Origin of the sequence: Sphingomonas asaccharolytica NBRC 15499 (genome assembly GCF_001598355.1) — a bacterium.
In the GTDB taxonomy this organism is placed as follows: Bacteria; Pseudomonadota; Alphaproteobacteria; order Sphingomonadales; family Sphingomonadaceae; genus Sphingomonas; species Sphingomonas asaccharolytica.
Window position 1 is genome coordinate 15550 of the sequence record NZ_BCYU01000057.1, and the last position, 12835, is coordinate 28384.

The window sequence follows — 12835 nt, forward strand, 5'->3', positions numbered from 1 at the left end:
CCCACCGTCACCACAGCGAAAGCTGGGGTCTCAAACCGCATTGCTCCATCTCCAGAGACCCCAGCTAACGCTGGCGTGACGGCGTTATTTTCGCTGAGGTGACGCAGGTTAGTTGATCCTGAACAGCCGCAGCGGCGAGTTCTTCGGCAACGGCAACGGCTCGAGAAACACGAAGCTCTCGCCCTTGGCCATCCGGTCATAGAACCCACCCGGATTGCGCACCCGATAGATCGTCGATTCGGCCATATTTGGGCAGATCAGCAGCAACGTCGCGCCATGCTTCTTGGCGATCGCGCGGAACTGGTCGGGCGATCCGCCGAAGGCGTGCTGGACGTCCAGAATCGCGTCGCCATTGCGGTGATACGGCCCAGCCACCGCCTTGTGATGCGTGACGACGATGATCCTTGGCCCGAGATCGACGAAGCTGAAGATCGTCGCGCTCGGATATCGGTCGAGCGGCGCGAGGCTGGCGAAGGAGGGACATCGCGCGCTGGCGCGATTGATCGTCGTCATCCGCGCGTCGGGCTTGTCGATCGGCAGGAATTTGAGCGAGAGGCCGCTGAACATGCCGGAGGCGATCAATACCACCGCGACCGGGCCGAGCACGCGGACCAGCATGTTGGGGCTGTCGAGCAGCAACGGCACCGCGATCCAGATCAACGCCGCCGCACCCGGCACCGCCAGCAATTGCGCCGCCGGCCCGGCGCGCGTCTGCCACAATAGCATCAGGCAGGCGAACAAAGTGAACAACGTCACTGCCGACCAGCCGACCATGTTGGCTGCGCGACCGTCGATGGCGCGCTTGGTGGCGATCGCCGCGCCGAGCAGGCCGATGATCGGCAAGGTGACGATCGGGAACGCCTGGCGGAAGGGATGCTGGTAGATCGGCTTCGCCTCGCGCACATTGTCGAGCCAATTTTTCACCAATTCGGGCGATACCTGTTCGGGGCGCCCCAGACATTGCGGGAACAGCCAGGCGAACCCGGCGACGATCACCGCCCCGGCAGCGACGGCAAGGCCGAGCCGCGCCCAGCGCGACGCCGGGCTCAACCACGCCAGGACGAACAGCAAGCCGCCCGCCACCAGCATCACGGTCAAATAGACCGGCGTCAGCGCGTCGCAGCGCATCACCGAATTGGCATAGGACGCGAACGCGCCGTAGCCGAGCGCGGTGCCGCTCGCCAGACTGACGCCATAGGCAGCAACCCGCCGCGCCTCGCCGCGATCCCAGATCCATTGCAGCGCGATGATCGCGCCCGCCATCGCGGCGTAAGGCAGCATTTCCAGACCGATCGAGAGGCTGACCGCGCTCGCCAGCCCAACGATCACCCCGCCGCGCGCGCCTTTGGGATCGCACAATCCGGCGACGGTCAGGCTGAGCATCGCCAGCTGCCAGCCGTGATGATCGATGCGATCGGGCGCGAACATCAGCATCGTCGGCGTGCACGCACAGACCAGCAAAGCCATCGCCAGCGGCCAGGCGTGCGGGCTGACCAGCCGGCGGACCGTGGCGCCCAGGCCGATAAACGCGATCGACAGCGGCAACAGCGGCGCGATGCCGCACGCCACCCGCTCGGCCCAGGGCGTGCCGATGAACGGCCGCAGGATCAGGATCAGCCCGGCGATCGGCAAGTCGACGATGCGGCTCCAATGGATATCGAAGCCGCCCGGCGGGTTGAGATAGTAATCTCGCAGATCGTACCAATCCTGCCCGTTGAGCAGCGCGCGGACCTGCATCAGCCGCATATTGTCGTCGGTATCGCCGAGCCCCAGCGACCGGACCTGCGGCCAGGCGGTGATGACATACCACAGGCTGACGATGAACCAGGCGAGCAGCGCGTATTTGATCCAGTGCCGGTCGAGTTCAACGACCAGATCGGACCACCAGCTTTCGATCTTGCTCAAAATGCTTCCCTCGCGCCTGGATGCGCATTACGGCGGCGCGCACTCCCGGGGCAAGCGTGTGACGGCAATTCTCAAACAAATCGATACGTGGCGAGAAAGCGGGCTGATGGGCCAGCTGGTGCGCTTCGGCGTTGCCGGCGGGATATCGACGCTGATCTATTCGGCGGTCTATCTGCCGCTTACCATTTGGGTGTTTCGCGGCGCACAGGCGGTCTATGCCGTCCCCTTCGCCTTCGCCGTCGCGGTGACCGCCGGCTTCTTCCTGCACAGCCGCTGGAGCTTCAAGGGACATGGCACACGCCAGCCGGGCGGCACGCAGCAGGTCAAATTCGTCATGGTGCAGGCGTCGGGCATGGGGCTCAATGCCGTGATCACCTGGGTCGGCACCGCGTTGCTCGGCTATCCGGCCTGGGCGCCGCTTTTGCCGGCGATCGCGCTGGCGACGATCTTCACCTTCATCCTCAATCGCTGGTTGGTGTTCGCCTAATGGACCGTATCGTTTACGACCGCATGGCGGAGCATGATTCGTCGCATTGGTGGTATGTCGCGCGCCGCGACATCTTGCACGATTATGTCGCGCGCTATGCCGATTTGCCCAAGCAGGCGCGCATCCTAGAGATCGGGTGCGGCACCGGGCACAACCTCGCGATGCTCCAGCAATTCGGCGACGTCGACGCGATCGAGATCGACCCCGCCGCCGCGGCGATCGCCAGCAAACGGCTCAACAAGCCGGTCAGCGACGCGCCGCTGCCGACGCTGCCGGGGATCGAGCGCGGCGCGTACGACATGATCGCGGTGCTCGACGTGGTCGAGCATATCGACGACGATGTCGCCGCGTTGCGCGCGATGAAGGAGTGCCTGAAGCCCGGCGGCAAGATCCTGATCGCCGTGCCCGCGCATCAATGGATGTGGTCGGCGCACGACGTGGTGAATCATCATCATCGCCGTTATTCTAAGGCCAGCCTGAAAAAGGCGATCGACGCGGCCGGGCTGGAGACGCGCAAGTTCGGCTATTTCAATTCGCTGCTGTTCCCGCTCGCCGCCGCCGCGCGTGTTGCCGGCAGGATGACCGGCCGCGACGACAGCGACGATTCGCCACCGCCGGGCCCGGTCAACAAATTGTTCGAGACGATCTTCCGGCTCGAACGTCACATGGTCGGACGAGTGCCGATGACGCCGGGTGTGTCGATCCTGACCCTGGCGGTGCCGAAGAGCTGACTCTCCCCTCCCGCTTGCGCGCGCAGGGTCGGCCATGCCCCCGGCATGGCCTGAACGATGCGGGGCATCGTTCACTCAGTGCGGGGTCGGGGGAGGGCCTGTTATTCGGCGGCCTTGGCGTGGGGAGTGGGCGGCACGCCCTCCCCTAGCCCCTCCCGTAAACGGGAGGGGAATGGCGTCTCGCGATCCTCGGCGCGATAGCCCAACGTCGCCTTGCCCTGCACTGGCCCCGCGACATCGGACACCAGGTAGAGCGGCCGCCGCTTCGACTCGACGTACAGCCGCCCGAGATACTCGCCGATCATCCCGAGCACGAACATCTGCACCGCGCCGAGCAGCACGACGATGAACGCTAGGCTCGTCCAGCCCGGCACCGCGCTCCCTGAGAAGAATCCAAACGCGATATAGATCAGCAACAGGAACGACGCCCCGGTCAGCGCGAGGCCGACATGGCTGGCGAAGGTCAGCGGCTTGGTCGAAAAGCCGGTCATCGCATCGAACGCGAGACGCAGCATCTTCGACAGCGGATAATTGGTTTCGCCGGCGAAGCGCTCGGCGCGGTCATAAGGGAACGGCACCTGGCGGAAGCCGATCCACGCGACCATGCCGCGAATGAAGCGCGCCTGTTCGGGCAATGACAGGAACGCGTCGAGCGCGCGGCGCGACATCAGCCGGAAATCGCCGGTGTCGAGCGGGATCGGCGTATCGGTGACGCGATCGAGCAGGCGATAGAAAGCCGCGGCGGTCGCTTTTTTGAACAAGGTCTCGCCCTCGCGCTTGCGGCGCACGGCATAGACGACGTCGGCATCCTCGGCGGCCATCATCCTGCGCATGTCGCCTAGCAATTCGGGCGGATCCTGCAGATCGGCGTCGATGATCAGGATTTGCTGGCCCGCGCACAGATCGAGCCCGGCGGTCAGCGCGAGCTGGTGGCCGTGATTGCGCGACAGGTTGATCGCGACCAGTCGCGGATCGCTTTGCGACAGCCGGCGCATGATCGACCAGCTGTCGTCCTTAGATCCGTCGTTGATCAGGACGAGTTCGTAATCCTCGCCGACCTCCGCCTTGGCGGCGGCGGTGACGCGGCCGTGGAGCGTTTCGAGGGTCAGCGCCTCGTTATAACAGGGGACGACGATCGACAGTTTGGGACGGTGCATGGCGCTGCTGCTTAATCGTCCGCGCGGTCCGCGTCATCGCCTTTCGTGGTTTCCACGGCTGCACCCTCGCGCGCCTGCGTCTTGCGCCGGCGCAGATTGGCGCGCAATTGCTCGGCGAGGCGGGCGGTGCGGTCCGGTTTGTCGTTCTTGGCGGTCATGGCGGGATTCACCTAAACCCGCCGACCGCGCCTTGACAATATCCGGGTCGACGGACATAGGCGCGCCTCCGTCGGGGCCTTTGGTCTCGCGTGAGTGCTGCCGTAGCTCAGTGGTAGAGCGCATCCTTGGTAAGGCTGAGGTCGTGAGTTCAATCCTCACCGGCAGCACCATTTTTCTCCGGTCCCGCGAACTTGACCCGTTCAGGGCCTGAATTCGGCGACAAGATCGAAGCGATCACCGCGAAATAATTGCCGTACATGGGTCACCACCTCGCCGGCGCGCCATGTCATCCGCTCCAGTTCCAGGCATGCACCTCGCGGTCGCAGCGCCAGCGCTTTCGCCTCGGCCGCCGTTGCCTCGACCGCGCGGATGCGGTGGCGCGCGGCGGTCCAGGGGACGTGGTGGAGGAGCCAAGTGCCGGGGGCTTCGTCCGCGAAGCTTTCGTTCGCCGCGTCGGGGACCGCCGCGAGCGCGATCAGGCGGCGTTCGAGCGCGAAGGGTTCGCCGCCACCAAAATGCATGCCCTCGACCAGCAGCGCCGGTAGCGGGACCTCGCCGGCGCTGTCCGCCGCGCGGCGATTGGTCAGCTGCCAGCGATATTCCTCCCCCCGCGAAGCGATGACCTGCGCGAGATCGGGGACTTCGAGCACCGCCGAATGGGCCTGCGGGTGCGCGACGAACGAGCCGGCCTTGCGGCGACGCTCGATCAGGCCGTCCCTGGCGAGACCGCCCAGCGCCTTGCTGACCGTCGCGCGGGCGCAACCATAAGTCGCGACGAGTTCGTGTTCGAAGGGGATGCGGTGGCCAGGCCGCCATTCGCCCGAATGGATGCGAGCCTCGATATCCCGGCGGATGCGCGCCTCGACCGTCATGCCAGCAAGGCGGTGACCGTGCGGCGATAGCGATCGGCGATCGTATCGGCGGCGATGTGGCGGCCGTGGCCGACCAGCTTGCGGCCCCCGCGCCAGACCGAGTCGATCGCGCCCGGCCGCGCGGCGAAAATCCAGCGGTCGAGCAAATCGGTGCCGGCGCCGACCAGGGCAGGGTGCTGGAGGTCGAGCGAGACCACGTCGGCGGCATTCCCCACGGCGATGCCGCTGGTCGCGCCGAGCGCCTGTGCGCCGCCGGCCTGCGCCTTGGCGAACAAGGTCGCGCCGACCGAGGGTTCGACCCCATCGACCAGCAGCGCACGTTTGCGGAGCGTCAGTCGCTGCGAATATTCGATGGCGCGGAGTTCGCTCGCGGCGTCGATCAGGATGTTCGAATCGGTGCCGACGCCGAACCGTCCGCCTGCGGCGAGGTAATCGACCGCGGGGAAGACGCCGTCGCCGAGATTGGCTTCGGTTACCGGACACAGGCCGGCGACCGCGCCGCTCGCCGCGAGCCGCGTGGCTTCCCTGGCGTCGACATGAGTCGAGTGGATCAGGCACCAGCGCGCGTCGACCTCGGCATTGTCGAGCAACCATTCGACCGGACGCGCGCCGCTCCAGGCGACGCAGGCCTCGACTTCGCGGACCTGTTCGGCGGCGTGGATGTGGAGCGGGCCGTCTTTGGCGAGCGGTAAAATCGCGGCGAGCTCCTCAGGGGTGACCGCACGCAATGAATGCGGCGCGATGCCTAGCACGGCGTCGGCGGGCAATTTGGCGCGGCTCGCCTCGACCAATCGGGCGAACCTGTCGACATCCGAGATGAAGCGGCGCTGGCCCGGCGCGGGCGGAGCGCCGCCGAAATCGGCATGCGCATAGAAGACGGGCAGCAGGGTCAGGCCGACGCCTGTCGTTTCCGCCGCCGCGACGATCGCCCCCGCGGTCTCGGCTAGGTCGGCATAGCGGGCGCCGTCGACATCGTTATGGAGGTAATGGAACTCGCCGACACGAGTGAACCCGCTCTCCAACATCTCGACATAGGCCTGGGCAGTGATCGCGACGATGTCGTCGGGAGTCAGGCGGTCGAGGAAGCGATACATCACTTCGCGCCAGCTCCAGAAATCGTCGTCGGGGCGACCGCGGCGCTCCGAGAGACCGGCCATGCCGCGCTGAAAGCCGTGGCTGTGGACGTTGCACAGGCCGGGCAGCGCCGCGCCATGACGCTGATCGCCGGGCTGCGGCATGACGCCGGTGTCGATGGCAGCAATGGTCGCCCCATCGATCGCGATGCGGACCCGTTCGGCCCAGCCATCCGGCAGCAATGCGCGTTCGAACCAGAGATACGGCATCGGGTCCTCCTGTCGATTATGTCTAGACATAATAATGCGCGCGGGCAAGGATGGAGGTCATGGAACGGACCTGGACCAATGCCCGACTCGCGACCATGGCCGGCGATGGGCTGGGCGTGGTCGAGGATGGCGTGGTCGCGAGCCGCGATGGCGTGATCACCTACGCCGGCCCGCGTGCCGATGCGCCCGCGGCGGCCGGCGAGATCGTGGATTGCGGCGGGCGCTGGGTCACCCCGGGATTGGTCGATTGCCACACGCATCTGGTCCATGCCGGCGACCGTTCGGGCGAATGGGCGATGCGGCTCGACGGCGCGTCCTATGAAGAGATCGCGCGCGCCGGCGGCGGCATCGTGTCGACGATGCGCGCCACGCGGGCGGCTAGCGAGGCAGATCTGGTCGCGACCGCTCTGCCCCGGCTCGACGCCTTGCTTGCCGAGGGCGTGACGACGATCGAAGTGAAATCGGGTTATGGCCTGACCGTCGCCGACGAACTCAAGATGCTGCGCGCGGCGCGGTCGCTGGGCGATGAGCGGTCGGTGCGCGTCGCGACGACGTTGCTCGGCGCGCATGCGCTGCCGCCTGAATATGCAGGCCGGCCGGATGACTACGTCACTTTAGTCACCAACGAGATGATCCCCGCCGCGCAGGGCCTCGCCGATGCGGTCGACGCGTTTTGCGAGGGCATCGGGTTCACGCCCGAGCAAACCGGGTGCGTGCTAACGGCGGCACGGCAGGCCGGCTTGCCGGTCAAGCTCCATGCCGAGCAATTGTCGGCGCTGCATGGCGCCAGCCTGGCGGCGAGCTTCGGCGCGCTGTCGGCCGATCACCTCGAATATGCCGATGAGGCGGATGCGCGGGCGATGGCGGCGGCGGGAACGGTCGCGGTGCTGCTGCCCGGCGCTTTCTATTTCATGCGCGAGACCAAGCTGCCGCCGGTCGACCTGTTCCGCGCGCACCAGGTCCCGATTGCGATCGCTACCGATTGCAATCCCGGGACCTCGCCGACCACCTCGTTGTTGCTGATGCTCAACATGGCGGCGACGCTGTTCCGGCTGACCGTGACCGAGGCGTTGCGCGGCGTGACGGTCAACGCGGCCCGAGCGCTCGGTCTCGCGGACGAGATCGGCACGCTAGAACCCGGCAAGGCCTGTGACCTGGCGGTGTGGGACATCTCCGAGCCGGCCGAGCTGGTCTATCGGATCGGCTTCAACCCTCTCCATCTACGCGTGAAGGACGGCGAATGCAGCTGACTCCCGGTGCCGTCCCCTATTCGACGTGGCAAGCGATCTACGAAGGCGCAGTGCCGGTGCTCGATCCGGCCTGCCGCCCGGCGATCGCCGAGAGCGCGGCGGCGGTGGGACGCATCCTGGCGCGGCACGAGCCGGTCTATGGCATCAACACCGGCTTCGGAAAGCTCGCCAGCGTCAAGATCGGCGACAAGGATCTGGCGACGCTTCAGCGCAATATCGTGCTGAGCCATGCCGCCGGCGTCGGCGATCCGATGCCGGTGCCGATCGCGCGGCTGATGATGGCGCTGAAGCTCGCCAGCTTGGCGCGCGGTGCATCAGGGGTCGCGCCAGCGACGGTAGAATTACTCGAGGCGATGCTGGCCAAGGGGCTAGTGCCGGTGGTGCCCGCGCAAGGGTCGGTCGGCGCGTCGGGCGACCTCGCCCCGCTCTCGCACATGACGGCGGCGATGATCGGCGTCGGCGAGATCTTCCTCGGCGACCAGCGCCTGCCCGCGACCGACGCCCTGTCACAGGCGGGGCTCGCGCCGCTCGTCTTGGGGCCCAAGGAAGGGCTCGCGCTGCTCAACGGCACGCAATTCTCGACCGCGTATGCGCTCGCCGCCTTGTTCGAGGCCGAGCGGCTGTATCGCGTCGCGCTGGTCACCGGCATCCTGTCGACCGAGGCCGCCAAGGGCTCCGACGCACCGTTCGATCACCGCATCCACGCGCTACGCGGCCACAAAGGCCAAATCGAGACGGCGGACGCGCTGCGCCGGATGATGGAAGGCTCGGCGATCCGCGCCTCGCACCGCGAAGGCGATACGCGCGTGCAGGACCCCTATTGCCTGCGCTGCCAGCCGCAAGTGATGGGCGCCGCGCTGACCATCCTGCGCCAGGCCGGCGAGACCTTGGTGACCGAGGCCAATGGCGTGTCGGACAATCCGCTGATCTTCCCCGAAACCGACGAAGCACTGTCGGGCGGCAATTTCCACGCCGAGCCCGTAGCCTTCGCCGCCGACATGATCGCGCTGGCCATCTGCGAGATCGGCAGTCTCGCCGAACGCCGCGTCGCGATGCTGGTCGATCCGGCCTTGTCGGGATTGCCGGCGTTCCTGACGCCGAAACCCGGACTCAATTCGGGCTTCATGATCCCGCAAGTGACCGCCGCCGCTTTGGTGTCCGAGAACAAGCAACGCGCGACCCCCGCCAGCGTCGATTCGATCCCGACCTCGGCCAATCAGGAGGATCATGTGTCGATGGCAGCGCATGGCGCGCGTCGGCTGATCGAGATGGCGGCGAATGTCGACGCGGTGTTGGGGATCGAATTCCTGGCGGGGGCGCAAGGCTGCGATTTCCACGCGCCGATGCTGTCGAGCGAGCCGGTCGAACATGTCCGCCGCCTGCTGCGGGAACGGGTACCGATGCTGACCGACGACCGGCACATGGCGCCGGACATGGCGATCGCGACGGAGTTGGTGCGGTCGAAGCGGCTGTTGGTGGCGGTGGGGGAATTGCCGGGGGTGGTGGGGTGAGCGCGCACCTCCTCCTTACCCGTCACCCCGGCCTTGTGCCGGGGTCCACTGCGCAACAGAGCGCGAAGCTTGAGCCCCTTGTCCGGGGTCCGCGGCACGGTGGATCCCGGCACAAGGCCGGGATGACGTTGGGAGTTGGGGTTAGCGCAGGAAACCCCGCATGACCTGGCTCCACGTCCGCCGCGGCAACCTCCCGCTAATCCTCACCTTTCCACACGGCGGCACCGAGATCCCGGCCGACCTCCTTCCCGATTTCCGCTCGCGCTGGTGGGCGATCCGCGATGCCGACTGGCATATCCGCACGCTGTACGAGGGGCTTTTCCCCGCGACCCTCATCTGGACCGACGTCTCGCGCAGCGTGATCGACTGCAACCGCGACCCCTCGGGCGCATCCCTTTATCCCGGGCAGGCGACCACCGGCCTCTGCCCGACCGAAACCTTCGACGGCGAACCGCTCTATCGCGACGGCGCCGCACCCGATGTCGCCGCGCGCCGAGAGGCGTGGTTCGCCCCCTATCACGCCTCGATCGAGGCCGAGATCGCTCGCCTCCGCGCGCTCCACCCGCGCGTCGTGCTGTACGATTGCCATTCGATCCGCAGCCACATCCCGCGACTGTTCGACGGCGAATTGCCCGAGCTCAACATCGGCACCGACAATGGCGCGACCTGTGATCCGGCGCTCACCGAGGCCGTGGTCGCGCAATGCGCCAGCCGCAGCCACGTCCTCAACGGCCGTTTCCGCGGCGGCTGGACGACGCGCCATTACGGCCAGCCCGATCAGGGCGTCCACGCCATCCAGATGGAGATCGCGATGCGCGCTTATCTTCGCGAGCCCGCAGGCGAACCCGACGAGGGCAACTGGCCGCCCGAATACGACCCCGCAATCGCCGCCTCGCTCCGCACCGATCTGGGCCGCGTGCTCGCCGCCGCCCTTTCCTTCGCCAAGGACCAAGCATGACCCGCATCGACAATCAGCGTCACATCCAGGCCGCGACCGGTACCGAACTCTTGGCCAAGAGCTGGCTGACCGAGGCGCCACTACGCATGCTGATGAACAATCTCGACGCACGCGTAGCGGAGAACCCGCAGGAACTGGTCGTCTATGGCGGCATCGGCCGCGCCGCGCGCGATTGGGAAAGCTATGACCGCATCGTCGAGACCTTGCGCCGGCTGGAGAGCGACGAGACGCTGCTGATCCAGTCGGGCAAGCCGGTCGGGGTATTCCGCACACACGAGAATGCACCGCGCGTGCTGCTCGCCAATTCCAACCTCGTCCCGCATTGGGCGACCTGGGAGCATTTCGCCGAGCTCGATCGCGCCGGGCTGATGATGTACGGACAGATGACGGCGGGCTCGTGGATCTATATCGGCACCCAAGGCATCGTTCAGGGCACTTACGAGACCTTCGTCGAGATGGGCCGCCAGCATTATGGTGGCGATCTGACCGGTCGCTGGCTGCTGACCGCGGGCCTTGGCGGAATGGGCGGCGCGCAGCCGCTCGCGGCAGTGATGGCGGGTGCCTCGTGCCTGGCGATCGAATGCCAGCCGAGCCGGATCGAGATGCGTTTGTCGACCGGTTATCTCGATTACAGGGCGGATACGATCGAAGAGGCGACGGCAATCCTCGATCGGGCGAAGGCCGAGGGTAAGGCGGTCTCGGTCGGGCTGCTCGGCAACGCCGCCGATCTGTTGCCCGAGATGTTCCGTCGCGGCATCCGCCCCGATCTGCTGACCGACCAGACTTCGGCGCACGATCCGGTCAATGGCTACCTCCCGCAGGGCTGGACGCTCGACCAATGGTTCGAAGGACGCGAGCGCGATCCCGACGGCGTAGCGAAAGCCGCCAAGGCATCGATGGCGACGCACGTTCGCGCCATGCTCGATTTCCAGAAGGCAGGGGTGCCGACGGTCGATTACGGCAACAATATCCGCCAGGTCGCCAAGGATGAAGGCGTCGCCAATGCCTTCGACTTTCCAGGCTTCGTCCCGGCCTATATCCGCCCGCTGTTCTGCCGCGGCATCGGCCCGTTCCGCTGGGTGGCGCTGTCGGGCGATCCCGAGGACATCTACAAGACCGACGCCAAGGTGAAGGAACTGCTGCCCGACAATGCGCCGCTCCACCGCTGGCTCGACATGGCGCGCGAGCGGATCCATTATCAGGGCCTGCCTGCGCGGATCTGTTGGGTCGGCCTGGGCGACCGCCACCGGCTCGGCCTAGCGTTCAACGGCATGGTCGCCAGCGGCGAATTGAAGGCGCCGGTGGTGATCGGCCGCGATCATCTCGATTCGGGATCGGTCGCCAGCCCCAATCGCGAGACCGAGGCGATGCGCGACGGCTCCGACGCGGTCAGCGACTGGCCGCTGCTCAATGCCCTGCTCAACACCGCGAGCGGTGCGACCTGGGTGTCGCTACACCATGGCGGCGGCGTCGGTATGGGCTATTCGCAGCATGCCGGCATGGTGATCGTCGCCGATGGCACGCCGGAGGCGGCGAAACGGCTCGAGCGCGTGCTGTGGAACGACCCCGCGACCGGCGTGATGCGCCATGCCGACGCCGGCTACGACATCGCGATCGACTGCGCGCGCGAGCAGGGGCTCGACCTGCCCAGTATCCCCTTCTGAGCATTGGACGCTGGAACGTCCTCCCCAGGCTCGGCGTTTCTGCTGCTCGAAGGAGAGAATATCATGAACGTCACACTCCGTTTCGGCGCGATCGCGCTTGTCGCCGCCCTGGGCGCCTGCTCGCAAAAGACCCAGGACACGACCACCAACACGGTCAGCGAGATCGGCAGCGATGTAACCAACACCACCGACACTGCGATCGGCGCCGCGGGCAACGCGACCGGCAATGCCCTCGACGCCGCCGGCAACGCGCTCAACCCGACCCCGACCGGTCAGGAATTCGCCGACAAGGCGGCGAAGAGCGACGCGTTCGAGATCGCGGCGGCCAAGCTGGCCAAGACCAACGCCGACTCGGCCGACGTCAAGAAATTCGCCGCAACGATGATCGAAGCGCACACCGGATCGACCGCCAAGATCAAGGCCGCCGCCGCCAAGGCGACGCCCGAGATCAAGCCCGATCCCACGCTCACCGCCGACCAGCAGTCGAAGCTCGACGACCTCGGCAAGCTGAAGGGCAAGGATTTCGACAAGGCCTATGTCGACGGCCAGATTTCCGCGCACGAGGACGCGCTGTCGCTGATGAAAGGCTATGCCGACAAGGGCGACACGCCGAGCCTGAAGACCGCCGCGGGCGAAATTGCGCCTAAGGTGCAAGATCACCTCAACATGGCGAAAGCGCTGAAGAAGTAAGGCGTCTAACCAACGTCATCCCCGCGAAAGCGGGGACCCATCACTTGCGCTTGCAACAGGTACGGCCGGCGCGATGCGTTGCTAGTTTGGGAGATGGGTCCCCGCCTT

At 66.6% G+C, this 12835-nt stretch carries 12 protein-coding genes and 1 tRNA gene; 8 read left to right on the plus strand and 5 right to left on the minus strand.

All coding sequences use genetic code 11. The features are described 5' to 3' along the window. Positions 1–108: 108 nt before the first annotated feature. Positions 109–1905, minus strand: a complete 1797-nt coding sequence (locus tag SAS01S_RS15130; RefSeq protein ID WP_245656929.1) for an AcrB/AcrD/AcrF family protein — start codon at positions 1903–1905, stop codon at positions 109–111. Positions 1906–2011: 106 nt separating this feature from the next. On the opposite strand from SAS01S_RS15130, the gene SAS01S_RS15135 reads away from it, so the two are divergent. Further along, positions 2012–2392, plus strand: coding sequence for a GtrA family protein (locus SAS01S_RS15135; protein WP_245656930.1), 381 nt, complete (start codon positions 2012–2014; stop codon positions 2390–2392). Then, positions 2392–3123 carry a class I SAM-dependent methyltransferase gene (locus SAS01S_RS15140; RefSeq protein WP_066810275.1) on the plus strand — a complete coding sequence of 244 codons (732 nt, stop codon included), beginning with the start codon at positions 2392–2394 and terminating at the stop codon, positions 3121–3123. Before SAS01S_RS15135 ends, SAS01S_RS15140 begins: the two co-directional genes overlap by 1 nt. Positions 3124–3224: 101 nt before the next feature. Here SAS01S_RS15140 and SAS01S_RS15145 read toward each other — a convergent pair whose 3' ends face one another. Beyond that, positions 3225–4280 (minus strand): glycosyltransferase family 2 protein, encoded by a 1056-nt coding sequence (locus tag SAS01S_RS15145; RefSeq protein ID WP_084239063.1) that lies wholly within the window; start codon positions 4278–4280, stop codon positions 3225–3227. Positions 4281–4291: 11 nt separating this feature from the next. Then, complete coding sequence (locus SAS01S_RS22855; RefSeq protein ID WP_169804969.1) at positions 4292–4438, minus strand: hypothetical protein; 147 nt, start codon at positions 4436–4438, stop codon at positions 4292–4294. A 96-nt stretch (positions 4439–4534) separates the two neighbouring features. Here SAS01S_RS22855 and SAS01S_RS15150 point away from each other — a divergent pair. Next, positions 4535–4609, plus strand: a tRNA-Thr gene (locus tag SAS01S_RS15150). A 30-nt stretch (positions 4610–4639) separates the two neighbouring features. Here the strand turns inward: SAS01S_RS15150 and hutC are convergent. Further along, positions 4640–5311 carry a histidine utilization transcriptional repressor HutC gene (hutC, locus tag SAS01S_RS15155; RefSeq protein ID WP_066810277.1) on the minus strand — a complete coding sequence of 224 codons (672 nt, stop codon included), beginning with the start codon at positions 5309–5311 and terminating at the stop codon, positions 4640–4642. After that, complete coding sequence (locus SAS01S_RS15160) at positions 5308–6654, minus strand: formimidoylglutamate deiminase (RefSeq protein ID WP_066810278.1); 1347 nt, start codon at positions 6652–6654, stop codon at positions 5308–5310. Before SAS01S_RS15160 ends, hutC begins: the two co-directional genes overlap by 4 nt. A 59-nt stretch (positions 6655–6713) precedes the next feature. Here SAS01S_RS15160 and hutI point away from each other — a divergent pair, with 59 nt between their 5' ends. From hutI to SAS01S_RS15185, 5 genes are all read left to right on the plus strand, one after another. Continuing rightward, entirely contained in the window at positions 6714–7904 is a 1191-nt protein-coding gene (hutI, locus tag SAS01S_RS15165; protein ID WP_174544975.1) for an imidazolonepropionase, read from the plus strand. Beyond that, positions 7895–9415: a histidine ammonia-lyase gene (gene hutH / locus SAS01S_RS15170; RefSeq protein ID WP_066810281.1), complete on the plus strand. Its 1521-nt coding sequence runs from the start codon at positions 7895–7897 to the stop codon at positions 9413–9415. The genes hutI and hutH overlap by 10 nt, the downstream gene beginning before the upstream one ends. Positions 9416–9575: 160 nt before the next feature. Next, positions 9576–10373, plus strand: coding sequence for an N-formylglutamate deformylase (gene hutG / locus SAS01S_RS15175; protein WP_066810283.1), 798 nt, complete (start codon positions 9576–9578; stop codon positions 10371–10373). Beyond that, positions 10370–12037 (plus strand): urocanate hydratase, encoded by a 1668-nt coding sequence (gene hutU, locus SAS01S_RS15180; RefSeq protein ID WP_066810285.1) that lies wholly within the window; start codon positions 10370–10372, stop codon positions 12035–12037. Before hutG ends, hutU begins: the two co-directional genes overlap by 4 nt. A gap of 63 nt (positions 12038–12100) precedes the next feature. After that, entirely contained in the window at positions 12101–12727 is a 627-nt protein-coding gene (locus SAS01S_RS15185) for a DUF4142 domain-containing protein (RefSeq protein ID WP_066810287.1), read from the plus strand. The last annotated feature ends 108 nt before the right edge of the window (positions 12728–12835 follow it).